Source organism: Bradyrhizobium sp. UFLA05-89 (assembly GCF_059803475.1).
This window is the reverse complement of the sequence record NZ_JBANBA010000025.1, coordinates 15148-41476: the sequence shown is the minus strand read 5'-3', so window position 1 is coordinate 41476 and position 26329 is coordinate 15148. Positions and strand designations below refer to the sequence as shown.

Here is a 26329-nt window from a genome sequence, read left to right as displayed (position 1 = left end):
TCGGACACGGGGTGAGTATGTGAAACCTCTGACGATCAGGCGAGTTGCCGACGAGGCCGGCTCACCTGGAGCGCGGCTTCTCCGCGTCGGCTTCCGCACGTCGGTCATCACGTTGTTCATCGCTGCTGTGCTGCTGATCGGGCTGACGCTGGTTTATCTCAGTTTTGCGCGCGTCTCTGCAATCACGCAAACGGCGGCTGGCACCTTCATCGACAAGGTTGCGCAGCTCGGTGCGGACCGCATCGACACGCAGTTCAGGAATGTCCGTGACAATCTCGCCATTCTCGGCGGGCTTCCCTCCATTCAATCGGCCGAGATTGACGACAATTCCAGGCTCTACGGCCTGATGGCGGCGATGCTGCGCAACAACGAGCCGCTGTTCAATCTCTATGTCGGCTATGAAGACGGCTCCTTCCTGGAGCTTGACGTTATCGATCGCGCGGGGCCCAGCTTCCGCGCCAGCCTGCACGCGTCCGAAGATGCCGTGTTCCGACTTGTGGTGATATCGCACACGGGTGCATCGCCGCAAACCGCCGTCACGTCGCTTCTGTCGGACAATCTGATACCGGTTGCCGACATGCCGGCGCCCACTGATTACGATCCGCGCCAGCGGCCCTGGTATGTCGATGCGTTCAGGGCGGAAGGCACGCTGCTGACCGGCCCATACGTCTTCTTTGCCACGGGATCGCCGGGTTACACCCTGCGGATGCCGCTGACAGAGGGCCGTCGCGGCGTGGTCGCCGGCGACATTCTGCTCGCGAGATCGGAAATGCTGCTCAACCAGCAGCGACTCGGGTCGTCCGGACTCGCATTTCTGTTCAACGACGACGGCCGCATCGTCGCTCATCCGCAGATGAGCGAGCTGGTCGAGAGTTTTCACGGGCGTGGCGGCGATCTACCGAAGATCGACGCGATCAAGCTCGCGGGCCTGCCGGCGGCGATCCAGTCGTCGAAGCAGGAACAGACCAGGCATCAGTTCATCACCGATGCGACCGGGCGGACCTATGTGGCCGCCTTCCACAAGATCGATTCGGCTGGCGCCGCCAACGTCAGGTTGGCGGTAATCGCCGCGCTCGATGAGTTCTACTCGGAGATCATTGCCGAACGGCGGACGTTGTTCGCCACGGCCCTTGCCTTTGTTGGCGCCATGGTGCCCTTTGCGTTCTGGATCGGATCGCTGATGGCGCGCTCGCTACGGGAGCTCGCAAGGCAGACCGACGAAATCCAGCGTTTCCAGATGGTCGACCGGCGGCGGCTACGTTCGGTGATTACGGAGATCGATGATCTTGGCCGTTCGGTATCCACCATGCGAACGGTCGTGCGCAACTTCTCGAGCTTCGTGCCCAAGCAGATCGTTCGGCAGTTGATCGAATCCGGGACGGCGCTGACGCTCGGCGGCACGCGGCGCGAGATCACCGTACTCTTCTCCGATGTCGCCGATTTCACCGCGAAGACCGAGCGTGCCGATCCGTCGCAAGTCATGATCTACACATCGCGCTATTTCGCTGCGTTGTCGTCGACGATCATGGATCGCCACGGCACGATCGACAAATTCATCGGCGATGCCGTGATGGCGTTCTGGAACGCGCCGATCGATGATCCCGACCACGCCGTTAACGGTTGCCGCGCAGCACTCGCCTGCCTCAGCCGCAATGAGGAGCTCAACGAAAGCTTCGAGCGCGAGGGCTGGCCTGCCTACACCACGCGTTTCGGGCTGCACACGGGGGATGCAGTGGTCGGCAATGTCGGCTCGCACGATCGCATGAACTACACGGCGTTCGGCGCCACGATCAATCTGGCGTCGCGGCTGGAAGGATTGAACAAGAACTACGGCACGAGGGTGCTGGTCAGCGAGGCGGTCAGGAAGCGTGCGCAGGACCTCTTCCTGTTCCGCAATGTCGATCGGATCAAGCCGAAGGGTTTTGCGGAAGCCGTCGCGATCTTCGAGTTGCGATGCGAGCAGATCGGGGATTTCGCGGCCGAAGCGGCATTCTGCCGGCGCTGGGATGAGGTCTACGGCCTGCTGTCGCAGGATCACGCCAGGGCGCTCAGCGCGATCTCGGCCTTTCTTCGCGACTATCCGGACGACCGTGTCGCGCAGCACCATGCGGCGCAGCTTCGGACACGTGAACCGATGCAAGCGCCAGCGGGTGCCGCGTCCAGGCTGTATTGATCCGTCCCGCCCCCATTGCCGGGAGAATGAGATGCTGGATCGGCGGCAAGTCCTGAAGACGGCTGCGACATTCGGGATGTCGTGGCCGGCGCCCGCGATCGCGCAAGTGAGGACGAGACTGCGGCTCGGCTATCTCCATGTGGTCGCGGTGGACGGTCACATCTGGACCGGGCTTGATCGCGGCGTCTTCGACAGGCAGGGAATCGAATTCGATCTGCACGAGTTCAACACGGGCCCGGAGGTCTTCGAGGCGATGGCAAAGGGTCAGCTCGACGTCCTATCGGCTGGCGGCGTCATCTCGAACTATCTCGCACTTGGACGCGGCCGCGGGTTTATCATCAACGACATCGAGATCGCGACCGCCCAACTCTGGGTCAGGCCGGCGCTCGGTGTGAGCCGGTTTGCCGATCTCAGGGGCAAGCGGATCGCGACGACCACGCAAACCACGGCACATATTTTCCTTCACCGGGCATTGCGCGCCAACGGAATCGAACCCTCCGAGGTCGAGGTGCTCAACAGCAGCATGTCGGTGGCAGTCCGGTCGTTCATCGCGGGCGAGGTTCCGGCGGTCGCGCTCTGGGTCCCCTTCAACGTCACAGTCCGCGAGGAAGTGCCGGATGCGATCAAGCTTGTGGATGCGTCCGCATTCTACCCGCAATCGGCGGTGCTCGGTGGCTGGGTCGCGCGTCCGGACTATTACGCCGACAACAAGGAGGTCTTGGTCCGGATCATCCGCGCTTGGATCGAGACCAACGACCACATGGTCCGCAACCCGGCTGCGGTCGCGGAGGCGCTCAGGAATAATCACTACAGGCAGGCCGCGACCTCCGACGTCACCGAGGCGCTCAAGGCGCAGAAGATGTTTGCTTCGCGCGAGTGGAGGAAGCTCTATTCCGACGGCACGGTCGTGAGATGGTTGCAGCAGGTCAGCGATTTCTTCATGGCCGATGCAGGCATCGCCAACTCGGTGCGGGCATCGGACTATTTCGACCCGAGCCTCTATCTCGGCGTAATGCAGTAACACTCTTGTGCCGCGTCCGGTTTGCCGCGATCTGCGCGCGCGGAGGTGGCCGAAGCGGCCGATGACGGCATCGAGCTGTTCTGACCGGTCGCCTTGCGCGTTCCGATCGAGATAGCTGCAATTTGTCGGGCTGAGTTTCGGAAGCGTTAACCGTGACGTAGCGACCGTGCGATCGGCCATTGTCGCGCCCCAGACTTGGTAGCAAATACGCGCGACTACTATTGCGGGTGTCTTCCATGCTGAAAGACGGAAAATACGCAGCCTGGTTCAGGACTTCGCATGGCCAGGGGACCGGAATCGTACACCTCGTGGAGGGCCGGATATCCGGCAGCGACAGCTTCTTCACCTATGGTGGCTCCTATCACGTCGATCAGGATCGATTCACTGCCGTGCTGACCACCCGCCGTCATGCTGACGGCATGCCGACGGTGTTCGGTCCCGACGAGGTCGAGGTCAATTTGTCCGGCGTTTGTACCGGCGCGATGGCGAGTTGTTCCGGCCGCGCCAAGGAGGCGCCCGATGTGCTGTTCGAGGCGACGTTGATCTACAGCCAGGATGATGTTCGGGCGACGGATGCCAAATGCGCGGTCGTCAAGCTTAAGCCGGACAAGCTGCCGAAGGCGATGGACGGCCGTTCGCGCCCGCGTCTGTCTCGCACGCCCGGACCGTCGAAGGGTCCGCTGGCCTGATGCCACTTTTCGCGTCAACGAGATTGTCGCGTCCCGCGAATATGCCGCTTCATGGAAATCCTCACCTTTTTGTCGTGACGGTCGCCACTTCGGATTTGCTCGCAGCAAGCCTCACTGCCTCAAATCAAACTAAGTATCAAACGCTGATCATTTGACGATGCGGTGATCGCGGGAGCGTGAACTGCGAGCATTTGAGAAATATGTTTGACGAATACTGGTTGCCGCTCCTACACTCGGAACCAAAATACGAGTGGGAGGAAACAAATGCGGTGGCCTTTGGCATCGCGCAGTGTTGCTGTTCCGGCCACTACCCCTCGCATCCCCTTCAATATCGCCAGGCCCAACCAGGAGCAGATCGTTCTCCTGATCACGATCGTGCTGCTGATCGTGTTCGGCTTCACGCTGAACGGCTTTGCGACGATCTCCAATCTGCTCAATCTGTTGCGAAGCATTTCCATCCTGGGCGTGCTTGGGCTCGGCATGGGGCTGATCGTGATAAGCCGCGGCATCGATCTGAGCGAAGTCGCGACTCTGGCGGGCTGCTGGGCGATCGGCCTGATCGAAATGCAGCGCGGCATGCCAGTCGGAGCCGCCGTCCTGCTTGCGCTTGCGATTGCACTCCTGATCGGTGTGATCAACGGCGTCATGGTCGCCTTCGTGGAGGCGCCGCCGTTGTTTGTGACGCTTGCTGCGGGCTTCGTGATCTATGGCCTTGCGTTCTGGCTCGCGCCGGCTTGGGTGGTCTACGCGCCGAAGGACGCACCGGGCCTGATGTTTGCGGGCGCCGGGCGGCTGTTCGGCATTCCCGTGCCGATCCTGGTGTTCGCCGTCTCGGCGATCGCGATGCACCTGTTCCTGTCGCGCACCTCGATCGGCCGTTTCATCTATGCGCAGGGCGACAATCCGGAAGCGGCGCGCCTGACCGGCATTCCGTTGCGGCCGCTGATTGTCCTCGAATATGCCCTGGTCGCCTTTCTCGCCTGGCTTGCCGGCCTGGTATGGGTTGGCACGACGGGCAGCATGCAGATGGCGATCACGCAGGGCACCATGATCTTCGACGTCGTGCTGGTCGTCGTGATTGGCGGCATCAGCCTGATCGGCGGGCGCGGCAGCGTGTTCTCCGTCGTGGTCGGCTGTATCCTGATCGGCACCTTGCTCAACGCCTTCACCATCATGGACGTCAACAGCGAGGTGCAGAACATCATCAAGGGTGTGGTGCTGCTCGCTGCTATCGTGCTCGACAACTTCCTGCATCCGCGGGACGAGGAGACGGCACGGCAAGGTGACTGACGAGGAATGCCGGTCAACGGCATCCCGTTTCACAATCAACAAACAGGACGAGGAGGATCCCATGAATAGGAAGTTCTGGACGATCGCGGCAGCAGGTGCGGCGTTCCTTGCGCTGCCGATGTTGGCAGCCGCGCAGGAGGAAGGTGGTACCAAGACCGCGCGCGAGCTTCGTGCGTCCTACGACAAGGCGCTGCAAGGAAAGACGATCGCATACCTGCCGATCGCACTTGGCGTACCGCTCTCGGATGAATGGGGCCGGGTGGTGCAGGAAGAAGCCGAGTGGCGCGGCATGAAGTTCATCGTCCGCGATCCCAACAACAATCCGTCGGCGATGCAGCAAGCCTTGACCGCGCTGGTCGACCAGAAGCCCGACGTGCTGATCGTGCAGAACCCCAGCGTCACGCTGCTGATGAAGGATCTGAAGCGCGCCGAGAGTCAGGGCACGCATGTCATCCAGATCAACATGTCCTCGAATTACAAGTCCGGCGCCTTCGTCGGCGCCGACTGGCGCGAGATCGGCAAGATGCTGGCGACCGAAGTGGTCAAGGCCTGCGGCACCGGCACCGGCAAGTCCGGCAAGGTGCAGATCGTCCAGGGCGAGCTGACGGCGGCGGCCAGCGTCGACCAGGTCGGGGGCATCATGGAGGTCCTGAACAAGGACACCAACATCAAGGTAGTCTCGAACCAGGCCGCCAACTGGGACGCCAACACCGCGCTCAACATCACCGCCACGGTGATACAGCAGCATCCGGATCTCTGCGCCTCGATCGGCTTCTGGGGCATCATGGAATCCGGCGCGGCGCAAGCGATCCGCAACGCCGGCAAGATCGACGACGTCAAGGTGTTCGCCTCCGGCGAGGGCTCCTCGCTCGACTGCGATCAGGTCAACTCCGGTAATTTCTATAAATTCCTGAGCTACAAGGCGACCGAGCAGGGCCACGACCTGATGTTCGCTGCTGAGACGTTGCTGATGTCCGGAGACAAGCCCGGCACGCGGAACCTCGAATACTATACGCGCCCGATCTGGCTCGATAAGACCAACGCGTCGGGCGCCAACTGCTTCGCGCTTCCCAAGAAGAGCTGATCTGAACGTTGGCCGGCGTGCGCCGTCGCACGCCGGCTGCTTGGGAGTGCCAGGATCATGTCGACGATCGAAGCCTTCGCCGAATCTCTTACTATGTCGGCGCGGCGGTTTTCGCCCCGCCTGCTGTTGTCCGAGCTTTTGCTGAAGCAATGGTTCGAGCCCGTCGTGCCTTTTACGGTCATGGTCGGCCTGTGGCTGTATTTCGCGCTGACGATTCCCGACTATGCTTCGGTGCAGAACACGCTATCGCTGCTCCGCCTGTTTGCCGAATTCGGCTTCGTGGCGCTCGCCATGGGATTTTGCCTGATCAGCGGTGGCATCGATCTTTCCGTCGGCGCGATCTTCGCTCTCTGCAATTTCGCTGCGCTGTTCTTCCTGCTGGTGATGGAGTGGCCGGTCGGCCTGGTCGTCGTGGTGACCCTTCTGGTCGGCGCCGCGCTCGGCAGCATCAACGGCTTCCTGATCGGCTTTCTGAAGACCCGGCCGTTCCTCACCACGCTGGTGACGCTGATCATCCTGCGCGCCTCGGTCAACCTTCTCAACACCGGCTACGCCCAGGTGTTTGCAACCAATTCCGTCGACAGCGATGCCTGGGATTTCATCGGCACCGGCAGCGTGTTCGGCATTCCTGTCAACGCGGCAACGCTGTTCGTCGTGCTGCTCGTTTGCCACATCTTCCTGTCGCGCTCGCGCTATGGCTGGCATCTGACCGCGATCGGCGCGAGCCGGAAGGCCGCGCGGCACGCCGGCATTCGCGTCCGGCTGATGCTGTTCCTCACTTATGTGCTGTCGGGCACACTGTGCGCGGCGAGCGGCATTTTCTATGCCGCACGGCAGGCCAGCACGGATTCCACGACCGGCGTGGGCTGGGAATTCCAGGCGCTGACCGCGGTCGTGCTCGGCGGCATCTCGCTCGCCGGCGGCAAGGGCACGGTATGGCGGGCGATGATCGGAGCGTTGATCATCTTCCTTCTCATCAACGGCCTCGTGCGGATGGGCATCCCCGGCTACGTCACTTCGGCGGTGACGGGCATGATCCTGCTCGCCGCCGTCGGCATCGACGTCAAATGGTCGAAGAACCGCGGCAAGGCGATTCAGAAGATTTACGTGAACCCCGCCTATGTGGCGCTGGCGCCGGCGCCCTCGGTGCAACCGGGGACGGCCTCACCCTATGCCCAGAACGACCGGCTGATCCATGCGCAGGCGATCGGGCTCGACCAGGTCGAGGGCCCGGAGGACGTCATCGTCGATCGCCAGGGCCGCGTCTACGGCTCGACCCGCGACGGCAACGTGATCCGCTTCTCGGGGCCGAACCTCGAGACGCGCGAGGTATTCGCCCATATCGGTGGCCGACCGCTCGGCATGCAGTTCGACCGCGACGAAAATCTGATCGTCGCGGTAGCCGGCATGGGCGTCTACGGCATCGCGCCGGACCAGCGTGTGTTCAAGGTCACCGACGAGACCAACCGCACCTGGTACAAGCTCAACGACGACTCCCGCCTGCGCATGGCTGACGACCTCGACATCGCGCCCGACGGCAAGATCTATTTCAGCGACTGCACCACACGCTACGAGATGACGACCAACACGCTCGACATCCTGGAAGCAAGGCCCAACGGCCGCGTAGTCTGCTACGATCCCACGACGAAGACGACGCGCACGATCATCAACCATTTCTATTTCCCGAACGGCGTTTGCGTCTCCCATGACGGCAAGTCGGTGCTGATCGCGAGCACCTCGCTCTGCAAGGTCTTTCGCTACTGGATCGAGGGGCCGAAGAAGGGCAAGACGGAAGTCCTGATCGACGAGCTGCCGGGCAACCCCGACAACATCAATCGCGCCTCCGACGGTACTTACTGGCTGGCGTTGGTCGGTATCCGAACGCCAACCTTCGATCTCTCCGCGCGCAAGCCGGGTTTCCGGCTACGCATGGTCAAACAGGTGCCTGCCGACGAATGGCTCGCGCCGGCGCTGAATCATGGCTGCGTGCTGAAGTTCAACGAGCAGGGTGAGACGCTGGAATCCTGGTGGGATCCGACCGGTATCTCGCATTCGACCCTGACCTCGATGCGCGAGCACAAGGGCTATCTCTATCTCGGGGGACTCGAGAACAACCGCATAGGCCGCATCAAGCTCGACGGTGTCGACGAGAGCTGGACCGGTTATGACGCCTATTGGGGCGACAAGAGCAGGGTGGCGAGTTAGCAATGGGATTTTTCGATCACCTCCTGCGCGACATCCGCAGCGTCATCGATCGCGATGGCGGCCAGAACGCGATCCCGCCGCTCGACGGCGCGCTCAGTCCGAACGACCGGCTCGATGGCTGCACCGTGATCGGCGAGCCCCTGGCCGGCGTCGACGACGTCGTCGCGGCAGCGGACGGCGCGATCTACGTGTCTGCTGGCAAGCGGGTCCTGAAGCTCTCCGATGATCTGTCGACACGGACGCTGGTTGCAGAGTTCGAGGGCGAGGCGGGCGGGCTCGCGATCCATCCGGACGGGCGACTACTGGCTTGCGTCGCCGGGCGTGGCCTCGCCGCGATTGATCCGGCGGGCCCCAGCCCACGCTGGCTGGAGACCGTCGACGGCCGTGGTCTCCTGGGTTTGCTGTCGGTCGCGGTGGCTCCGGACGGACGAATCTTTGCGGTCGAGGGTTCGACCGGCCGCACGCCGGACCAGTGGCGGCGAGATCTGATGGAGAAGCGGAGCAATGGCCGGCTGATCGTTTGCGGACCGGGCCTTGCGAACGCGTCCGTGCTGTTGCGCGATCTGCCGTATCCCTATGGCGCCACGGTCTCGGCGGATGGTGGCAGCCTGTGGCTGACCGAAAGCTGGGCCCATCGTCTCAGCCGCTTCCCGCTGACCGCCAATGGCCTGGGACAGGGCGAGGTCATCGCCGGCAATCTGCCGGGCTATCCCGCAAGGCTGCATCTTGACGGCAATCGGGGCTTTTTCCTCGGCCTGTTCGCGCGACGCACGCATCTCATCGAGTTCGTGCTGAAGGAAGACGATTTCCGCGAGGAGATGATGCGCACGATGCCGGAAAATTACTGGATTGCGCCGGCACTTGCCGGCGGCGCCGACTGTCTGGAGCCGATGCAGATCGGCGGTGTCAAGGCGCTCGGCATCCAGAAACCATGGGCGCCGCCGCGCTCCTACGGACTGCTCGTGCATCTCGATCCCGAGGGCGAGGCGACCGACAGCCTGCACAGCCGCGCCGGCGGCCGTTTCCACGGCATCACGGCCGCGTGCAGGACCCGGCGGGGCGTGGTGATCGCCGCACGCGGCACCGGCTGTCTTCTGCTCCATTCGGGAGAGCTCAGATGAGCGACGGCGCAAATCTCGCCAACGGCGTAGCCGAGCCCGTGCTCGAGATCATCGGCGGCAGCAAGATTTATGGCGGCGTGCACGCCATCGAAGGCGTCAACTTCAACCTCTATCCCGGCGAGGTGCATGCGCTGGTCGGCGAGAACGGCGCCGGCAAATCGACGCTGTGCAAGGCGATCGCGGGTGCGATTGGGCTCACCTCCGGCGAGTTCCGGCTCGACGGCAAGCCCGCCAATTTCGAGCAGCCACGCGATGCTCTGAACGCCGGCATCTGTATGGTCTATCAGGAAACGAGCCTGGTGCCGACCATGACGGCGGCGCAGAACATCGAGCTCGGCAACGAGAAGCTCCTGACGCGCTTCCGCACGCTGAACATCCAGGCTCAGCAGCTCCTGCAATCGCTTAACTTCCACGTCGATCCGGCGACCCCGGTGGCGATGCTCGGAACTGCCAAGAAGCAGATGGTCGAGATCGCACGTGCGATCTACAACAAGGCCCGCATCATCATCTTCGACGAGCCGACTGCATCCCTCACGCCCGAAGAGATCGTGCATTTCTTCCATCTGGTGCGCGACCTGCGCGCGCGCGGCGTGTCGATCATCTACATCTCGCACGCACTGGAGGAATCGCTCCAGATCGCGGACCGCATCACGGTGCTACGCGACGGCAGGCTGGTGATCACCGCGCCCGCAAAGCAGCTCACGCGCGATAGCCTGGTGCAACACATGGTCGGCCGCGAGGTGGCGCAGGCCGTCTATGGCCGCAAGGAGAAAACCCACCAGCGCCGCGAAAAGGTGCTGACGGTCGAGAATGTCACCATGGGCATGGCGGTCAAGAACATGTCGTTCTCCGTCTATGCCGGCGAGGTAGTCGGTATCGCCGGTCTGATCGGCTCGGGCCGCACCGAGATCGCAAAAGTCATCTACGGCGCGCTGAAGCGAAACCTGATCAATGGCGGCACTATTCGCCTGCGCGGGAAAGCGATCCGCTACCGTGTGCCGCGACAGGCGATCAACGACGGCATCGCCTACATCACCGAGGACCGCAAGGCCAACGGCTTCTTCGAGACCATGGTGGTTGACGACAACGTCTATCTCGGCAAGCTCGGCACAGGGAACGGTTTCAGCTTCCTCTTGTCGCGCGCAAGGCGGGGCAAGCTTGCCAATTACTGGGTCGAGCGTCTCAAGATCAGCGCGCTGCAGCGCAAGGCAAAGATCATCGAGTTGTCCGGCGGCAACCAGCAGAAGGTGGTGCTGGCCAAGACGCTGGTGCAGGATCCCTCGATCGTCATTTTCGACGAGCCGACGCGTGGCGTCGATGTCGGCACGATTCCGCACATCCATGCCGAGATCAGACGGCTCGCTGACGAGGGCAAGGCGGTGGTCGTGATTTCCTCCTACCTGCCGGAGGTGCTCGCGGTCTCCGACCGCATCCTGGTCGCCCGTACCGGCCGCATCGTCGCCGAGTTCGACGCGGCGGAGGCGACACAGGACAAGATCCTCTACGCAGCGGTGCATTGAGGTGCGTGACGACAGGCTGCTGCAAGGCCGTCGATCGTCGTCGCACGTCGAATGTATCACGCGCGGCCGGCACGTCACCGGCTGGTGCCAACGATTGAAACGCGAGATAGGCCAAGACGACGATCAGCACACATAATACGAGGCCGATGGGCGTTGGCGATCATACGGCCACGAAAGAGTCCATGACGGCTGCCCGATTCATGGAATTGCTGTCATCTTAGCCACAACTGTCATCCGCCTCGCAGTTCCATTCGGGAAGATCACATAGCCCTTTCCGGCCGCCTCCGAACGTTCGCGGCGGGCGATCACCTTGATGTGCCAGCAACCTCGCTTTTACGAATCCGCCCTACGTTGCGGGTCTCGCAACCGGCGGTGAGGAACATGCCCCAAGTCTGGATGACGTACGATGAACTCGCGACGCTCTGCGATTGCAGCGCGGCGGAAGCCAGGCTCATGGTGCGGCATCTGTCGCTTCACCGTCGCAAGAGTAGCGACGGCGCGACGCGCGTTAAGCTTAATCTCGCGCTGACGGCCAGATTTCTTGCCAGTATTCGCGAGTCGGAATTCGATCTCGACGGGGCGATCGAGGCCTTGCGCGATACCCATCGTCAGATGGCTCAGCTTCTGACGTGCGAAGAGGGTGACAAGCGCGGGGTAGCTTGAGGCGTCCTCTGTGACCCATCCCAAAGGATGACGGTTCCGGCAAGGCCGAGGCGACGTTCGATACTGACAGCAAGGTGCTGACTTACGCGGTCGCCTATTCAGGTCTGACCGGGCCCGCGGTTGGCACGCATTTCCATGGCCCAAGCGAGCTCGGGAAGAACGCCAGCATCGCGCTGCCCTTCAAATCGGCTCAGAGCCCGACCCAGGGCGCGCCCACGCTCTCTGACGCACAGGCCGCGGATCTGTTGGCGGGCAACTGGTACGCGAGCGTCCACGCCGCGGCAAATCCGGGGGCGAGCTCCGTGGGCAGATGGCGAAATAGCCGCTCAGCGCCTTTTGCGAAGGCCGCCAGGTCCGACGGCTAAGGCTCCTGCCTATTGCTGGCGACGAATTCCGAGCTCTTTCTGGAGTTGTGGGGTCAGGCCCATGGCACCTTCGGTGCGCCTCTGACCGGTTCCCACATTGCGCGTTCCCGACGACGCGGTCGAAGTTGACGTTGCAGGCGTCGTCGATGCACCCGCCGGAGCGCCATATCCGCTGCGGATTCCGTTCGAAGAAGTGGTTTGTGCCCACGCGCTTCCGCCGGCAATCAGAAAAGCAGCCAAAAGCGGCGTTACGGTTCTCATCATGGGCGATGTCTCTCCTCGACTGGCCGCGGGACAATAGGCGGGCAAGGGGGCATCCGGCAAGTCTGCTACCGATCAAGTCTGCTGCCGACCAATGCCGCCTTCGCCAGGCGCGGAGCCCCGATCAGGAGCGCGACCGGGGCAAGAACGCCAAAACAGTTTGCGCAATGCCGACGCCAACGACGCCGCCGGCCGCCTTCTGGATGACGTCGAAGAATGCGGCATCCCGGTCCGGCCGCAGCGCTTGCAGGAGTTCGAGCGAAATGGCGACGCCGACCACGAGCAGGCAGGCCTGGGCGAAGCGCCCTGGCAGCAGGAAGGCCAGCAGGAAGCCCAAGATACCATAGGCGCTGAAGCGTTCGATCACGACAACCCAATAGGCTTCGTGATGGCCGATCAGCACCGGCCGCCCCGTCAGCGCGGCGAGCGTGGCGTAGACGATCAGCGCGAGGCAAATGCCCGTTGCGGCGATGAGCTTGTTCCGGGTCATGGCTTACCATAGTGCAACGGAAGGCAAGGCTCCGGAAAAGCTGCCGGTATCGTTAAGATGTTGTGCGTGGCTGCGGTTCCGCGGACATGGTTGAATCGTCGTTTCATGCGCGCCGCGGGATCTAGAGCATGATCCGGAAAAGTGTGAAGCGTTTTTCCCTTGCGACAAACGCGGAACGTGTTTGCGCGGAGATCATGCTCAAACAATAACCTGAAGCGCGATGACGATTCGTTCCAATCTCATCGCGCTTCAGGCGACGAGGGGCGCCTCGGCGGTTGCGTCATCGGATTCGGTTTCCCGGCGCCGGGCGTCCAGGAGCGCCATGAACCGGGCAAACGGCAGCGGCGCGGCGACCAAATAGCCCTGGCCTTGCTCGACGCCGCAGGAGATCAGTGCGCGGACCTGCTCCTCGGTCTCGCTGCCTTCAGCGACCACCGTCATATGCAGCCCGCGCGCGAGCTCGACGTCTCAACTCTTCTTGTCGGCCTTGGACTTGAGCGACAGACCAAGTCGCAGTGCCATGCGCTTGACAGCCTCGGGCGACCGTCCCAGCTGCTTCGCGGCCTCTTCCAACGTAATTGAAGACTTGGCTAGCTCCATTAACCGACGGTCTTCCTTGAACGACCAGGGCTTGCGCGCCATGACGAAAACGATCCTCTTAACACAACGACAAAGCCGCCAAGCGACCCATGTTCGCTCGACGGCTTTGCTTGGGTGGGGCCGGGCCTTGGGGAAGCCCGGTGCGTAAGAGGGATAGGCTATTGGCGAAAACACGCAACAAAGACCGCAGATTAAGCTAACTGCTCAACCTTACCGCGACGAAATCAAAGTGCGCGGCTCCGTACAACCACGGAGTTTAGCGAGCCGAGCCCGATCCGTGTGCGGTCAATCCTTGCTTCTGGCCTGCAGATCGCGGCTGCGCCGCGTCATTTCTGTCTCAACGGATGAGCCTTCTGGTGCCACGCCCAGGCGGTACGAATGATTGTCGGCAGATCGGAATGAGACGGCACGAAATTCAAGACCCTGCGTGCGGCGGAGGGATCGGCCACCAGGTAGGTCGGATCGCCCGGTCGTCGTGGCTTGATCACATGTGGCACCTCGCGCCCGGTCTCCTGTTCGATCGCAGCGAGAATCTCCCGCACCGAGAAGCCGGTGCCGGTGCCAAGATTGAAGCTGCCGCCGCTGTGCCCCTCGAGCAGCAGTCTGAGCGCAGCGACATGCGCGGCCGCAAGATCAGTGACGTGGATATAGTCGCGAATCGCGGTGCCATCGGGCGTGTCGTAGTCGTCGCCGAAGACGGCGAAGTCGCCGACATGTCCCTGCAACGCCATCATGGCGCGCGGGATGAGATGGGTCTCGTTGTCGCGCTGCTCGCCGATACCGCCGGCGGGATCAGCGCCGCTGGCGTTGAAATAGCGCAGGCAGAACGCGCCGAATCCATACGCCGCGCGATAGTCGGCCAGCATGCGCTCGATCATCCATTTCGATGCGCCGTACGGATTGATCGGCGCGCAGGCGAAATTCTCCGGCAGCGCTTTGCTATCGGCATTGCCGTAGACCGCGCCGGTGGATGAGAACACGATGCGATGGCAGCCGGCATTGCGCATGGCCTGCAGCAGCGACAGGGTCCCCTGCACGTTGTTGATGTAGTATTTCTGCGGATCGACGACGGATTCGCCAACCAGGCTCGCGGCCGCAAAATGCATCACCGCGGAAATCTCGTGCTCGGTGAAGACGCGCGCGAGCGTTGCTTCGTCCAGGAGATCGCCGATGACCAGGGGTCCCGCGACGAAACTTCTATGGCCGGTAGAAAGATTGTCGTAGACGAAGGGTTGGAAACCAGCCGCAGCCAGCATGCGGCACGCGTGTGAGCCGATATAGCCCGCGCCTCCGGTAACGAGAATGATCGGTCGGTTGGTCATGCCGGGACTCTGCTCCATTGTCTGCAAGCGCCGAATAGCGGCGTTGCTTCGAATAAGACGAGCCCAATCGATGGTCAATCGGCATCCGTGCGTGCAAAAGGTCGTTGACCGGTTAACCTTCATGTGCCGAAGTCGCTGGCTGAACGAGGCCTCCGGTGCCGAAGGGAGTTCCTGGCATGGACGATGAGATACGGGATCGACCTCAAGCTCCCGTATCTGTGGCGATCAATATTCAAGCAAGCCGTTGCACAAAGTTCATCTTCATCTGACAAAACTTTCAGCGCTGTTACACCTTGAACTCGCCACAACTAAACGATGAAATGATCCTGGGAGGAGCGTTCGGCAAACGTGGAATATTCGGATGATACCCGTACTGGTCTTGTTTTCGATCTTTGCCGCTGGCTTTGGTTGCGGCTACGGCATGAGAGCATGGCGTTCCCACAAGAGATCAGTGCGATACCGTCTTTATGCGCCTTATGCTTCGACGTCGCTGGGAAGTGGTCAAGGTCCGCCCTCTTCGTAATGAATCCGCAGACGTCGGACTAACCATATACGGTTAGGTTAATTTGCGGTCTTCGTTGTGAGCTTTGGACTGGCGCCCCAGAACACCATCGGCAATTGCTAAAAGCTGAGTTGCCCTGAATTCGACGGGATAGCGGAGCAGTGATAGCGTATCTGGCTGCGCTGTTTGGTGTTCCGGTTGGTGTGCTCGCTTTCATGTGTGCCGGTCGCCGCCGTGTTGGGGTTCACTCTGGTCCACGGCTCACACGGGAGAAGCTCCGAAATGACTGATCACAAAAGCAATGCGCCGCGCCGGTATTTCGTCGATAGACAGGGACATCGCGTGTTGATCGGTCTGTCGCTGGAGGAGACCGCGGAGTTCGAATCGCTTGAGGATTTCGTCCGGTCGGGCAGTCTCCGAACGGCCGTTTGGCAGACCGAGGAACCCGCCGAGATACAGGAGACGCGCTGGCTCGAGCTCTATGCCAAGCATGACGAAGCTTGGAAGGTCTGGATCACGCAAAGGGGACGGTGGTCAAATCTGGCGTGTCCCGCAAAGCCCACAACCCCCTTTTAACTTTGACGCGCGTGGGGGCTCGGCTCGAGCCCGTCATGCAAGAGGAGCGCGTTCTCCGTCGGTTCTGCACCACCCTCCACAACCGGCCCGAAGTTACCGCAAAGTCATCTTTTTCGGAATTGACGACCGCCCCTGAACTCCGGCCGATGAGGCGTCTGCACGGCATCAACCCAGGGGCGCGCGTCGAACCTGGCAGCCTTTTCGCTGTCTCACTGTTTTCGGTTCGTCCTCCATCACCAACGCAACCGCTGCGCCACCGAGCTTCCGATCGCCCCGGTCCACCCCGTAGGCAATGTTCGTGCGAGTCGGGTCACGTTTGTTGGCATGAAGACGTCATTCCGCCAACGACCTGCGGCTCCTGCTTCGCGGCGGCGTCGCTATAGTCCACCGAACACGTATCCGGGGTATTGGGCGCGCACAATTGCTGGAATTTTCAGGTTTTGCGCTGGTACGCTTCATGGCTTGACATACGTCCATCCCTGCTCCTGCAGTTGCATGACACGAACGACACCCGACTTCACCACCTGAGCCTGCGGAACAATGGGAATGTCCTTGTTCTCGGCCTTCTGCATCTTCTCCCGAGTGTTACCGCACGCTTTGAACGACACCTCCGGCGCGCCAAGTGCCATCTCCTCGATGCGAGCCTTCACCGGCGAAGTATCGTCACGAAGCATATGCAGGCCCGGGCCAAACGTGATCACCTCGATTTTTACCTTTTCACCGAGCTCTTTGTAGTATGTCGCGACATTGCTTGCGTTGTTCAGTGCGAGGTTCATGGCAGCAGAATCATTAGTGTTCACCTGCAGGATCAAGTGGTGCTCCTTCTGGTCGTCCGAGTGCCCTGGCATACGAGCAAGGGCAGATCGCGTATGGCTCGTTGCTGTGATCGGTACCTTTCGAGTGCTCGAATGCGTGCTGTGCTTCAATGCCTGAGTAGATGCATTTGTTTGCCACGGCTGAATGGTCTCCTGTGCCCAAGGGCTCGAGGTTGCAAACAGCAACGAAATGAGACCGGGCACCACTCCTCTGATAAATTGCCGAAATATGCTCATGATGTGCTCTCCATCGTCCATGCTACCCACAATTAAGTCCTGGGCTTTGCGACTGCCTGCGGCCATTTGCAGACAGTGACCATTTTCCGGCGAACCTTTTCCAAGCCAGCTAGAGCGAACATGGCGCGCTGACTGATGCCTGTTCTCGCGGTGAGATAAACAGTAAGTTCGCCGGTGTCGGGGAGCGATTGCAACAGGTGAACGACGTCGCCCGCGAGCGTGATGCTGGGTCCATTTGCCGGACCTACCGTCGGGATCTGAATGGGTTGGTCGTTGTTCAGCCGGAGTGAAATCACGTAGTCCTCGCCGCGGCCGTGCGTGCTGACAGGGTTGAGCAATAGTTCGGTGCGACCGGCCCAACATCGAATTGACAGTTTCATAGCGGATGCGCCCGAATCAGATCGTGATGATGTAGTCGCACTCACGATCGGCGAGTAGTCCACAGGCGAAGTCGTCTCGCTGATGATCCAGTTTTCTCCATTCTGTGCGGCTAGGACTGGCGGCATGATTCCTTCCGCCGGAGCGATCCTTGTGAGCGCGAACGCCACGAGGACAACGGCATGTCTCATCGAGAGGCCTGGCTTGAACGCGCAATGCGGTCGAGCCACGCCTGCGCGGCAGGAAAGCGTGTCAGTCCAGGTACAGTTGCGGCCAAGTTGATCGATTTCCACTTTGGATCAAAGCCGGTCCCTTGCAGCCGATCGATTCGCGAAAACAGATAATCCACAAAGCGCGCTACCCGTCGGAACCGATCTGAGTTGACCGGCCAGTTGAACGCGACGAGAGCAGTCGGCACCGCGATGGTGGCGACCCGTTCGCCCTGTCTTATGAGGTTCGGATAATCGGCCGCCTCGAGCGAGGACGGGAGATAGTAATCTTCGAACTTGCTGTCATATGGCAGAGGCAGGAACTTGAACCCCGGATCCCAATGGCCGCGCAGGAAGGCATCGACCGGCTTTGACGTAATGAAAACAACGGCGGCCATGTCGCCTTGGCGCATTTGTTCGAGCGCAACCTGGTGAGGAATGAAGGTCTTCTCCACCTCGAGCCCAAGCCGGCTGAAGATCATCGGCCCCGAATACGCCGCAGCCGTTCCTTGTGTATTGAAATTCACCTTTTTGCCGACCAGATCGCGCAGCGTCTGAATCTCTGGCCGGACAAAGATATGGAGTTCAGATGGAAAGAGGTTGAGCACGTATGAGACACGCTGCTGTATGTCCGGCACCTGGCTCCTGTACTCTTCCAGAGCGTCCGAATTGATGATCGCGGCGTCGATACCCCGCAAGTAGAGAAGCGAGTTTACGTTTTCGGTTGCGCCGCGCGTGACAACGGGCAAGACATGGAGATTTCGACCGTCATCGACCACGCGGGCCATTTCAGCCGCCAAGCGAATGGGAGCGCCCTCTAAGAGACCGCCCGCAAGGCCGACCGTCCACGCGTTCATCGCAGTGACTTCCGGCCTCACCGGCTGCGTTGGCATCCGCGCATGTGCGCTGTGGGTTTGGGCGATGCAAGAGCAGGGCTCTACTAGGAGGAGCAGTAGAGACAATACCGTGGCCATTAGTGACGGATCGATTCTGAACGACTTGCGCATAAGTTGTCTCCCAGCAGCCGTTTCGTAAGATTAGAGTCGTCGATAACCTGTGACCGCTTACCCGTCGTGCGTTATCGGCCGAGCGCTTCAAAGCGCTGCTTTGCCTCGGTGATTCCGGCGGCTTCGGCCTTCGCATACAGTTCCCGTGCCCTGCTCGCGTCGCTGCGCGTTCCGTAGGCTCCCCACTTAGGAAGAATTTGTGGATCATAGGTTTCAGCGAGCGCGAAGGTAGCCTGGGCGCTGCCGAGTTCGCTTGCGCGCTCCAGGAACGTGCGCGCGGCACCGATATCACCTTGTCTGAGCCGCAGAGTTGCGTGCTCCATCAACCGCGATATCTCCGCCTGCTGTTCCGTCCCCGATTGGAGATCATCAAAGGTGCCCGTCGATGTCGCGGATGCGACAAGGGCTGCGGTATGGGATCGGGGAGGGTATTCAGCGTTCTGGTCTGCCGTCACCACGCCTTGCGCCGCAGAGGGCCCGCGCGAGAATTGAAGACTGCTGTCGCGCGACAAAGGATCGTTGACTTGAGGCAAGTTGAGAAATGTTGTCCAACTCCCTTGTGGGGTCAGCTCCGTTGCCGCGAATTGCCGGTCTGCGTCCAGCTGCGCCTGCAAGGCACGGTGCGCGATCGCGAGTTCCTGTTCAAGTTGGCCAGATCGGTCGCGTTCTTGTTGAAGTAATTTTTCCAATTCCGCGGCGCTGCTTGGCAGCTGTGCTCGCTCATGGTTTGTCTCCGTCTGAGCCTCGTAGGCATAAAGCTTGGTGCGCGCTAACGACAGCTGCTGAGCGAGTTCCTCTGCGCGATCACGTTCACTCTTTAGGGACAGACTAGCCTTGTCTAAGCTGGCCTTGGCTGTTTGCTTTAGCTGGTCGGCCTCTTCTATTGTTTTTTTGGCGACTGAGCTCTGGCTCTCCAGTTCGCGTCGAGTCGTAGCCAGAGCTTTCTCCAGCTGCTCTGCCTTGCCCCGTTCTTGCTGTAGGAGTGCCTGAACCTCCGCACAGCGTTTCTCTGCCGCGTCCTTAGCGCGATTTTCTTCGTCGCTAGCTTTTGCAGCTGATGCTGCCCGTATCTGAAGATCGCGACGGGCTGTAGCAAGATCCCGCTCTAATTCGCTCGCATGATCCCTTTCTTCCTGCAGAAGCTTTTGCACCGGAGCCAGATCGCGTCCTCCGGTTTGTTTGACGTCGCTGCTCTCGCCGTTTGCCTTGGCAGTCAGCTCTGCCTGCAATTGAAGATCACGGCGAGTAGCCGCAAGCTCCTGCTCGAGGCGCTGCGCCCGCTCGTTCTCCTGTTGTAGTGAGTTCCGCAGTTTTGTCGCCTGGCTGTCTGCCGCATCCGCTATATCGAGCCATTGTTCGCGCGCCTGCTTCAGTAGGTTCAAGACGGTTCCGAGTTCGCGCCGAGATGCCCGGAGGTCTTGAGTCAGTGCTTGAACCTTCTGCTGCTCCTGCGACAGCTGCGCTCGTACGTCCTCATTGTCGGTTTTAGTGGCCTGGGCGAACCGCAGCGCTTTCTCGGAGGTTTGCTCGGAAAATCGTCCTCGGGATTGCCCGCTATTCGTCACGGGGCCCAACTCAGCTCCTGACGAGATACTTGTTTCGGCTCCGGCCGGACTTTCGGGTTTCCCCGGCTGCCTAGGGGAACTCTGCAGTTCCGTCGCCCACGTCACCGCGAGGAGGGTTGCTGCGATTGAGGCCTCGTATATACGCCTCTGTGTGACTAAAGGTCTGGTGTGCACGTCAAATCACCAAACTGTCAGGAAATGGCTAGCTGATTACAAATGTTCCGCCTTAGGCTCTGCATTTTGTAGCGCAAGGCCCGCGGTTTTTTTAGATTATGTTTTAAAGTTAAACAAAATCCGGCTTCATTTCAATGGATTAAATTTCATTCAATTCTCGAAATCAATCTTCGCTTGGCAATGGCGCGGGGCTCGGGCGCAGCTGCAGTGGCCCCGCGCAGCGTCGCACGCCTGCGGCTCCCAAGCTTACCTCCGCGTCTGAGGTCCCGTGCTCCTGTCGATCTCCGAGGTTCTGATGCGGGTAATTGCTCAGAGACTTTGCATTTCAGCGAGGATCATCGTGCTTTATCAGGCCAGTCTGGTCGTCACTGCGAAGCTGTGACGCGCAAAGTTCGGCTGACTGCATGGAAACTGCCGAATTCGGAACGCGGTCGAAGATCTATAATAGAAATAAATCGTGATCAAAAATCGGTGCTGAAATATCATTGGTTAATTTTCGACAAAAGGGTAAGCTCTGAGTGCCAAGTCCGTCCGGAGGGAGGAAAAGATGCGGCAGGATCTTCACAGGGAACATGCGATGGTTTCTATGGAACAGCAAATCGCTGAGATGCGACGGAAACTGCTCAACCTACGGGAGATCGAGCGAATTTTGAACGAACGGAATGCGAGTCGCGAGGCCTATCGTTACCTGCTCGACGCTCACAAGGTGTTTGCGCGGGAAACATTTCCTGCGAGCCAAGTAGCGGACCTTCACCAGGTTGCGGCAGCTCAATTCAATCAGCTGGCAGCATAACGGCCAGATGGCCTAGGACTTCGAGCAGGGGCGCATCCGCCAGAACATCTGCAAGAATGATTTGTTTGTCGACTACGAACCGTGCTCCTGCTCCCGAGAGTTCGGATCAGATTCCTTGGCCTTTTCAGGAATCTGAAATTCCTCGAGCGTATGTCCGGATTGAAGCGCCGCAACGAGCCACCTGGGCTGTTTGCCGCGTCCGGACCAAGTCTCGGTTGGCCTGAGCGGATTGTAGTATTTAGGTATTACTTTTGGATATTTGCGCCGAGCTGGTGGTTCCGTGCTCGGGTCCACCGGACCTCTGTCGCCGGTGACCTCGTGTTCAGGGCGATTGAGTTGCGCAAGGCGCTTTTCGAGTTCCTGTTTTTCCGCTGTGATCTTTTCAGCCAGGAGTTTTGTTAGCTCCTCGTGAAGAAGCCAGAGTTCGTCGAAATCCATGGCCTCGAGATCTTCCTTGCGCATCGCGCTCTCGCCGCTGTTCAGGTGACTCCAGGTCCATCGTGCTGCCGTCGACATTCGGTTTGCTCCGAGCGGCGGAAAAGGAAGCAAGAAAGAACAATCGCATTTTGAAATTGACGTTCAAACAAATATAAATATAATCATTTTAAAGAATTATGCGATAATTATTTTTAAATGATGGGACTGCGGGAGGTTCTGTTGGCGCAAGAGACGAAAATTGTGTTCGTCGATCTCACTCTCTCCCGACTGCAGGCATGCATGGGTCAGTTGGCATTGCCGACCGCAGGGTGCAGGGACGTCGAGGTACTGGAGAACCAGATCGAATTGCGGCGACGAGTGCTGAGCGACATCGAGATCATTCGATCCCGGTTGCGAGGCAGCGGCTGCACACTCCAGGCACTGAGGCGCCAAACGCCTAGGCGCCTCAGTCGATTAGGGGCGGCCGGATCATCGCGGAGCCGGTCTTGCCGGCGCGTGGTCCGCCGAGCCTGACCTTCGGTATCCAATTCTAGAGCATATCAGCCCGGTTGGAACGTCCAGAGTACACGTTCCGACCGTGGCATTTTGTTGTGCTGTTTAATGCGCGGCCGCGAGTTCACCGCTTGATTAATCATGGGGGAGCCGCTATTTCAGCCTTTGTTGCAGTTCCATATTCTCAGGTGGATATGCTCTATCCAGCTTGATTAATGTCCATTACGGGAATATGAGTACGGTGCAATTATAGGGTGACAGCATGTCCGCAAAGAAGCTGGAATTAGAATCGATGTCACTAGACGACCTGTGGTCGCTTCATGGGGAAATCAGTGGCATTTTGTCAGCCCGAATCAAGGCCGAAAAGCAGGAACTAGAGAAGCGTTTGGCCGTGCTCAATGGTGGGACGCGCGTGCCGCGGGACGCGAACTCGTTTCAAGGCGGTTCGAATCAAGGCGGTCCTGGCGACAAGCCACGGCGGAAGTATCCGCGGGTACTGCCGAAGTATCGTAATCCTCAGACCTCGGAGACCTGGTCTGGTCGCGGCAAGCGGCCACGGTGGTTGGTGGCGGCTATGAAGTCCGGACGTAAGATCGAGGAGTTCCAGATCGGCGAGGTCAGCGGGAAAGCTCGCCAGCGAGCTTAGGTATTAAATTAAGCCTTGGGAACCTTCGCCGAATAGTTGTACTACGGTAGCCAAAGCCGCAATAGGTTCTCAGACGGCGTTGCGTCCCCTCAGCACCTCGATGGGCGTGCGTAGCAGGATTGCTAAATCGAGCTTTAGGCTCCAGTTGTTGATATACCAGAGATCGTATTCAACACGCCGCTCGATCGCAATCGGGGCATTGGTGGGTCCCCGGCAGCCATGAATTTGTGCCCAGCCCGTCAAACCTGGCTTGACGCGGCGGCGGAGGGCATAGCTCCGCAGGAGTTTCTCGAATTGTCCGTCATGAGCCAGCGCATGGGGGCGCGGGCCCACCAGCGACATGCTGCCGTCGAGCACATTCAACAACTGCGGCAACTCATCAAGGCTAGTGCGGCGTAGCCATCGTCCAACGCGGGTGACACGGCGATCGGCGGGGACGGCCTGAACGACATAGGGTCCGTCTTCAAGTACGTGCATTGTGCGGAACTTGCGAATTGAAAAAATACGGCCGTTAAAGCCGCAGCGTTGTTGCCGGAACAGAACAGGGCCGGGGGAATCAACCTTGATTGCTAGTGCAACAATCGCGACTAACGGAACCGATGCAATCAGGACCAGGCAAGCGCCAATGAGATCGATCGCTCGCTTCATCGTACTTTCAAATGCCGTCAGAGATTCTGACTGAAGTTCTACGCAAACAGCGCTCCCGAGTTTTCGTGTTGGGTGGCGGAGCAGGTCAGAGGCTGCCCCGACCGGGACAAACATGATCGGGAATGGCAATACCCTCAAATCGGCAATGAAAGCCCGCAAGTCGGACCATCGGTCGGGGGTAGCCTCCACCACAATCTCGTCGATCTCGGAGCTGCGGATATGCTCAATCACGCGAGCGCTGAGTCGCTTTCGCCAGGTGGGATCGAATCCAATCGGAGGTAAGCTAAATCGGCTCGTAACGCGAAAGCCCAGGATCGCGAGCGTCTCCGACAATCCCGCATGTAGCGACAGTGGTTGATCGGTAATCAGGACGATATTTTTTTCGGCAAATTTCCTGCCGCTCAGGCAGCTTATGAGTAGAGTTCTGATAACACACCGCTCGGCAATCAAGGAGGCCAGGCCGAGCAGCGCAAAAAACGGGCCGGCGCCCCGCGAAAAATCCGGGTGAGCCTTGAAATGATCCACAATCACAGCGAGAAGCAGCAAGGAAGCCCAAGTCAGGCAAATGGCGCGGACCTGACCTCGGAGCACAAGGAGCTCGGTTGGTTGATAAAGGCGATTTGCTTTGAGTACGGATGCGAAAAACGCAGACGCGATAATGCCGTATCCGAGTGACGTGCCTAGCTCATTCGCCGTCCCACCGCTTTCGGCGAGCAGGCCGGAAACGATGCTGGCGCACAGAATGGTTGCAACATCTGCACAGAGCGTAACGAACTCAATTGAATCATAACGGATCGGCCACTTTCGCGCGACCAGCGAGAGGTCCGAGCCCAGATCGGCGGTTTCGACGGCGCGATCTGCGATATGTCTGTTTACGAAATTCATATTGGGGAACGCGAGAAAATATTGTTGTTTAATGTATGATTAATTGTTCGATAATATCAAGAAAAAAATTTTAATCTATAAAAAAGCGACGCCTGATAAATGTTTCTCGTTGGAAGAAGCGCCGGGCTGGGAAAGATCGCTCCGGGCTTTCGGATACGCGCCTTGTCAGCTCTACCAGCGCGTATATGCCATGGGTTGCTCCAATGTTGATTTGGGCTCCTTACGGTAGCCCACGCACGTTCGGGAGATAACCCGGATCGAACTCTGAAAGCAGGTTCTCGGCAAACCTCTTGCCATCCGCTGAAGCAGATCGGTACGCCGCAACAATGGCTGGCCTGAGAGCTGGCTGGCGCGTGAGCACAAATTTGAGGTCACGTCTGATCAGATCACGGAATTCAGGGTCCTTCATGGCGGCATCCGTACCCAGGGCGACGGACAGTCGAAGCGGGAACAGATCCACCTCATTTGGTGCTGTATAGTAGGACATCTTAAGGAGGGCTGCGGTGTCGTATCCAGATGCCCGACTTCGCTGCGAGGTTGCTGCCAGCATAAGCCAAAGATCGCCGCGAAGCGGCGAATAGTACAATCGTCTGGCGAACACGTTGAGCGCGGGGCGATCGGTGCTCAGATGGTCCCGAGCGGTCTCATCCGCCTGATACTGTTCTGCAACTGGTAATCGCGACCCTATTTCGTCGTTTTTGGGGACGGACGTGATCGCGGTCGTGTTGGGCCCATTTCGCAGCGACGCTTCGCTGGAAGTCGTGCCCAGCATATTCGAGACGTTGAGGTCAAAATGCAGCGATTGCGAAAAAATCGCTGCCGCTTGAATGATCAGAAGTACTCCAATTGACAAGAGTGCCGCACGCGCGCTCAAGCTGCCGAAAGAAGGCGGAAAAACAGATCGAGCCGCCATAGGCTGATCGTTGCTTTCAGTTGAAAGCCCTGAGCCCGATGAACCGATTTCGCGCCTTGGTCCGTGGAGGCTTTGGCTAAAAGCCAAGCCGTAAAGTGCGGCCACCAGAAACGGCACGCCCGAATCGAAAATGCTAGTTTTTGTAAACGCCATGATTGGCAGAGAGACTGACGCGGCTGCCCCGAGCGCCGCATAAACATAGTCGTGACCACGCGCCAGAGACCGCTTAAACAAAATAAAGGCACCGATCACCGCGACGAACAACATCCCGTAAAGGAAAGCCCGCCCCATCTCAATTGTAACCGCGGAGGCGGCAGTCGGCTGCTCACGCAGTGCGGTCCTGCCAATATCTCGATAGAGTGGCAGAAGCACCTTGAACGTACCGGCGCCGGATCCGCCCGGGCGGATGTCCTGTAGCATTCGTTCGGTTGCGGCCTGATTTTGCGTCGACAACGCTATGGTGAGGTCCGCGTCCCACTTGAAGGGAACGACCGTTAAGCTTGCGACGAAGATCACTGCGGCGGTCGCAAGGACGCCGGCCATGCCCCAGAGTCCGAAGAACCATATGCGAATGGCGACGATGGCCAGAAGCAGGCTCGCGCCAATGAACGCGGCAATAACGTCAGTGGAATCTCCACGAACGAGAATCGCCGCCGTGCATATCAAGAATGCGATCACCGCGACCGATAGAGTGGTCGTCCGGGCGCCTGCAGGTCGTCGTGGCTGCCGACTACGTGGCAATTGGTCGATCGTACGTATCGCCATCGCCAAAGAGAGAAGAACGCCCAATACTGCTGCGGTCGGGCTGTAGATCAGTAGGGGAATAGGCTTGCCAAGAAAGAGCGTATCTAAACCATTGGTCTTTCCCCATATGGATAACGCGGACGTGCACATCGTGATTGAGACGAGCGCGTAAAGGGTGTGTGCCGCGCGCTGCCTGTCGAGTGTGACGACCGCTGTAAGGAGGCCGAGGGCGACGATTGCATTATACCAAGCAAGTCCGAGCACAGTTGCCCAGATGTCGACGGTGATTCTATCGGCCAAAGGTTCATTCAAGGCAGCCGACGCGGTCGCCCAGATTGGGTTGCCCAGTCCCCGCATCGGGATCGGAAGCACTTGAAAGACCATCCAAAGCGCTGGAAGCGCGAGGAGAACGACAAAGAAAGGATGCAGGAGCATCCCAAAGCGGGTTAGGACGGAGGACGAGACCGAGATCCCGATGGTTAACATGGCTGACGCAAGGAGGA

Annotated in this window: 25 protein-coding genes; 13 read left to right on the top strand and 12 right to left on the bottom strand. The window is 59.7% G+C overall.

From position 1 onward, the window contains the following. Positions 1-19: 19 nt before the first annotated feature. The 10 genes from SO139_RS15690 (at position 20) to SO139_RS15645 (ending at position 12131) form a co-directional block, all read left to right on the top strand. The gene (locus SO139_RS15690; RefSeq protein ID WP_449380070.1) at positions 20-2173 is read left to right on the top strand and encodes an adenylate/guanylate cyclase domain-containing protein; all 2154 of its coding nucleotides are present in this window, start codon (positions 20-22) and stop codon (positions 2171-2173) included. 31 nt (positions 2174-2204) lie between these two features. Beyond that, entirely contained in the window at positions 2205-3194 is a 990-nt protein-coding gene (locus SO139_RS15685; protein WP_449380071.1) for an ABC transporter substrate-binding protein, read from the top strand. 236 nt (positions 3195-3430) lie between these two features. Next, positions 3431-3883, top strand: coding sequence for a hypothetical protein (locus SO139_RS15680; protein WP_449380072.1), 453 nt, complete (start codon positions 3431-3433; stop codon positions 3881-3883). 264 nt (positions 3884-4147) lie between these two features. Continuing rightward, positions 4148-5173 carry an ABC transporter permease gene (locus tag SO139_RS15675; protein ID WP_449380073.1) on the top strand — a complete coding sequence of 342 codons (1026 nt, stop codon included), beginning with the start codon at positions 4148-4150 and terminating at the stop codon, positions 5171-5173. A gap of 61 nt (positions 5174-5234) precedes the next feature. Next, entirely contained in the window at positions 5235-6257 is a 1023-nt protein-coding gene (locus SO139_RS15670; RefSeq protein ID WP_449380074.1) for a sugar ABC transporter substrate-binding protein, read from the top strand. 57 nt (positions 6258-6314) lie between these two features. Further along, a complete protein-coding gene (locus tag SO139_RS15665) occupies positions 6315-8462 on the top strand; it encodes an ABC transporter permease (RefSeq protein ID WP_449380075.1) in 2148 nt (715 codons plus the stop codon). 2 nt (positions 8463-8464) lie between these two features. Further along, entirely contained in the window at positions 8465-9583 is a 1119-nt protein-coding gene (locus SO139_RS15660; protein WP_449380076.1) for an SMP-30/gluconolactonase/LRE family protein, read from the top strand. Then, positions 9580-11103, top strand: coding sequence for a sugar ABC transporter ATP-binding protein (locus SO139_RS15655; protein WP_474799911.1), 1524 nt, complete (start codon positions 9580-9582; stop codon positions 11101-11103). Before SO139_RS15660 ends, SO139_RS15655 begins: the two co-directional genes overlap by 4 nt. Positions 11104-11484: 381 nt before the next feature. Continuing rightward, a complete protein-coding gene (locus tag SO139_RS15650; RefSeq protein ID WP_449380078.1) occupies positions 11485-11766 on the top strand; it encodes a hypothetical protein in 282 nt (93 codons plus the stop codon). A gap of 74 nt (positions 11767-11840) precedes the next feature. Then, the gene (locus tag SO139_RS15645; protein WP_474799915.1) at positions 11841-12131 is read left to right on the top strand and encodes a CHRD domain-containing protein; all 291 of its coding nucleotides are present in this window, start codon (positions 11841-11843) and stop codon (positions 12129-12131) included. Between the two features lie 9 nt (positions 12132-12140). Here SO139_RS15645 and SO139_RS15640 read toward each other — a convergent pair whose 3' ends face one another. From SO139_RS15640 to galE, 5 genes are all read right to left on the bottom strand, one after another. Continuing rightward, positions 12141-12395 carry a hypothetical protein gene (locus SO139_RS15640; RefSeq protein WP_474799917.1) on the bottom strand — a complete coding sequence of 85 codons (255 nt, stop codon included), beginning with the start codon at positions 12393-12395 and terminating at the stop codon, positions 12141-12143. Positions 12396-12516: 121 nt separating this feature from the next. Beyond that, on the bottom strand, positions 12517-12882 hold the full coding sequence (locus SO139_RS15635; RefSeq protein ID WP_449380079.1) for a VanZ family protein: 366 nt from the start codon (positions 12880-12882) through the stop codon (positions 12517-12519). A gap of 249 nt (positions 12883-13131) precedes the next feature. Continuing rightward, positions 13132-13323, bottom strand: coding sequence for a hypothetical protein (locus SO139_RS15630; RefSeq protein WP_474799919.1), 192 nt, complete (start codon positions 13321-13323; stop codon positions 13132-13134). A gap of 27 nt (positions 13324-13350) precedes the next feature. After that, positions 13351-13524, bottom strand: a complete 174-nt coding sequence (locus tag SO139_RS15625) for a hypothetical protein (RefSeq protein ID WP_449380081.1) — start codon at positions 13522-13524, stop codon at positions 13351-13353. Positions 13525-13808: 284 nt separating this feature from the next. Then, a complete protein-coding gene (galE, locus tag SO139_RS15620) occupies positions 13809-14804 on the bottom strand; it encodes a UDP-glucose 4-epimerase GalE (protein WP_474799921.1) in 996 nt (331 codons plus the stop codon). A 784-nt stretch (positions 14805-15588) separates the two neighbouring features. Between galE and SO139_RS15615 the strand changes: the two genes are divergently transcribed. Continuing rightward, a complete protein-coding gene (locus SO139_RS15615; RefSeq protein WP_449380083.1) occupies positions 15589-15882 on the top strand; it encodes a hypothetical protein in 294 nt (97 codons plus the stop codon). A 455-nt stretch (positions 15883-16337) separates the two neighbouring features. On the opposite strand, the gene SO139_RS15610 is transcribed toward SO139_RS15615, so the two are convergent. The 4 genes from SO139_RS15610 to SO139_RS15595 form a co-directional block, all read right to left on the bottom strand. Then, positions 16338-16904: a DsrE family protein gene (locus tag SO139_RS15610; RefSeq protein ID WP_449380086.1), complete on the bottom strand. Its 567-nt coding sequence runs from the start codon at positions 16902-16904 to the stop codon at positions 16338-16340. Positions 16905-16966: 62 nt separating this feature from the next. After that, positions 16967-17314, bottom strand: a complete 348-nt coding sequence (locus SO139_RS15605) for a hypothetical protein (RefSeq protein ID WP_449380084.1) — start codon at positions 17312-17314, stop codon at positions 16967-16969. Positions 17315-17499: 185 nt separating this feature from the next. Further along, a complete protein-coding gene (locus SO139_RS15600; RefSeq protein WP_449380087.1) occupies positions 17500-18495 on the bottom strand; it encodes a TAXI family TRAP transporter solute-binding subunit in 996 nt (331 codons plus the stop codon). Between the two features lie 104 nt (positions 18496-18599). Beyond that, entirely contained in the window at positions 18600-20093 is a 1494-nt protein-coding gene (locus SO139_RS15595; RefSeq protein WP_498540218.1) for a hypothetical protein, read from the bottom strand. Positions 20094-20814: 721 nt separating this feature from the next. Here SO139_RS15595 and SO139_RS15590 point away from each other — a divergent pair. Next, positions 20815-21060, top strand: coding sequence for a hypothetical protein (locus SO139_RS15590; protein WP_449380085.1), 246 nt, complete (start codon positions 20815-20817; stop codon positions 21058-21060). Positions 21061-21132: 72 nt separating this feature from the next. On the opposite strand, the gene SO139_RS15585 is transcribed toward SO139_RS15590, so the two are convergent. Continuing rightward, entirely contained in the window at positions 21133-21522 is a 390-nt protein-coding gene (locus SO139_RS15585) for an H-NS histone family protein (protein ID WP_449380089.1), read from the bottom strand. 730 nt (positions 21523-22252) lie between these two features. Between SO139_RS15585 and SO139_RS15580 the strand changes: the two genes are divergently transcribed. After that, positions 22253-22636, top strand: coding sequence for an H-NS histone family protein (locus tag SO139_RS15580; protein WP_449383037.1), 384 nt, complete (start codon positions 22253-22255; stop codon positions 22634-22636). Between the two features lie 69 nt (positions 22637-22705). Here SO139_RS15580 and SO139_RS15575 read toward each other — a convergent pair whose 3' ends face one another. Continuing rightward, complete coding sequence (locus tag SO139_RS15575) at positions 22706-24169, bottom strand: exopolysaccharide biosynthesis polyprenyl glycosylphosphotransferase (protein WP_449383038.1); 1464 nt, start codon at positions 24167-24169, stop codon at positions 22706-22708. A gap of 220 nt (positions 24170-24389) precedes the next feature. Then, complete coding sequence (locus SO139_RS15570) at positions 24390-26312, bottom strand: hypothetical protein (RefSeq protein ID WP_498540205.1); 1923 nt, start codon at positions 26310-26312, stop codon at positions 24390-24392. Between the last annotated feature and the right edge of the window lie 17 nt (positions 26313-26329).

Coding starts and splice junctions, on each gene's coding strand:
- SO139_RS15685 (WP_449380071.1), top strand. CDS start 2,205: ATGCTGGATCGGCGGCAAGTCCTGAAGACGGCTGCGACATTCGGGATG.
- SO139_RS15680 (WP_449380072.1), top strand. CDS start 3,431: ATGCTGAAAGACGGAAAATACGCAGCCTGGTTCAGGACTTCGCATGGC.
- SO139_RS15675 (WP_449380073.1), top strand. CDS start 4,148: ATGCGGTGGCCTTTGGCATCGCGCAGTGTTGCTGTTCCGGCCACTACC.
- SO139_RS15670 (WP_449380074.1), top strand. CDS start 5,235: ATGAATAGGAAGTTCTGGACGATCGCGGCAGCAGGTGCGGCGTTCCTT.
- SO139_RS15665 (WP_449380075.1), top strand. CDS start 6,315: ATGTCGACGATCGAAGCCTTCGCCGAATCTCTTACTATGTCGGCGCGG.
- SO139_RS15660 (WP_449380076.1), top strand. CDS start 8,465: ATGGGATTTTTCGATCACCTCCTGCGCGACATCCGCAGCGTCATCGAT.
- SO139_RS15655 (WP_474799911.1), top strand. CDS start 9,580: ATGAGCGACGGCGCAAATCTCGCCAACGGCGTAGCCGAGCCCGTGCTC.
- SO139_RS15650 (WP_449380078.1), top strand. CDS start 11,485: ATGCCCCAAGTCTGGATGACGTACGATGAACTCGCGACGCTCTGCGAT.
- SO139_RS15640 (WP_474799917.1), bottom strand. CDS start 12,395: ATGATGAGAACCGTAACGCCGCTTTTGGCTGCTTTTCTGATTGCCGGC.
- SO139_RS15635 (WP_449380079.1), bottom strand. CDS start 12,882: ATGACCCGGAACAAGCTCATCGCCGCAACGGGCATTTGCCTCGCGCTG.
- SO139_RS15630 (WP_474799919.1), bottom strand. CDS start 13,323: ATGACGGTGGTCGCTGAAGGCAGCGAGACCGAGGAGCAGGTCCGCGCA.
- SO139_RS15625 (WP_449380081.1), bottom strand. CDS start 13,524: ATGGCGCGCAAGCCCTGGTCGTTCAAGGAAGACCGTCGGTTAATGGAG.
- galE (WP_474799921.1), bottom strand. CDS start 14,804: ATGACCAACCGACCGATCATTCTCGTTACCGGAGGCGCGGGCTATATC.
- SO139_RS15615 (WP_449380083.1), top strand. CDS start 15,589: ATGACTGATCACAAAAGCAATGCGCCGCGCCGGTATTTCGTCGATAGA.
- SO139_RS15605 (WP_449380084.1), bottom strand. CDS start 17,314: ATGAAACTGTCAATTCGATGTTGGGCCGGTCGCACCGAACTATTGCTC.
- SO139_RS15600 (WP_449380087.1), bottom strand. CDS start 18,495: ATGGCCACGGTATTGTCTCTACTGCTCCTCCTAGTAGAGCCCTGCTCT.
- SO139_RS15590 (WP_449380085.1), top strand. CDS start 20,815: ATGCGGCAGGATCTTCACAGGGAACATGCGATGGTTTCTATGGAACAG.
- SO139_RS15585 (WP_449380089.1), bottom strand. CDS start 21,522: ATGCGCAAGGAAGATCTCGAGGCCATGGATTTCGACGAACTCTGGCTT.
- SO139_RS15580 (WP_449383037.1), top strand. CDS start 22,253: ATGTCCGCAAAGAAGCTGGAATTAGAATCGATGTCACTAGACGACCTG.
- SO139_RS15575 (WP_449383038.1), bottom strand. CDS start 24,169: ATGAATTTCGTAAACAGACATATCGCAGATCGCGCCGTCGAAACCGCC.
- SO139_RS15570 (WP_498540205.1), bottom strand. CDS start 26,312: ATGTTAACCATCGGGATCTCGGTCTCGTCCTCCGTCCTAACCCGCTTT.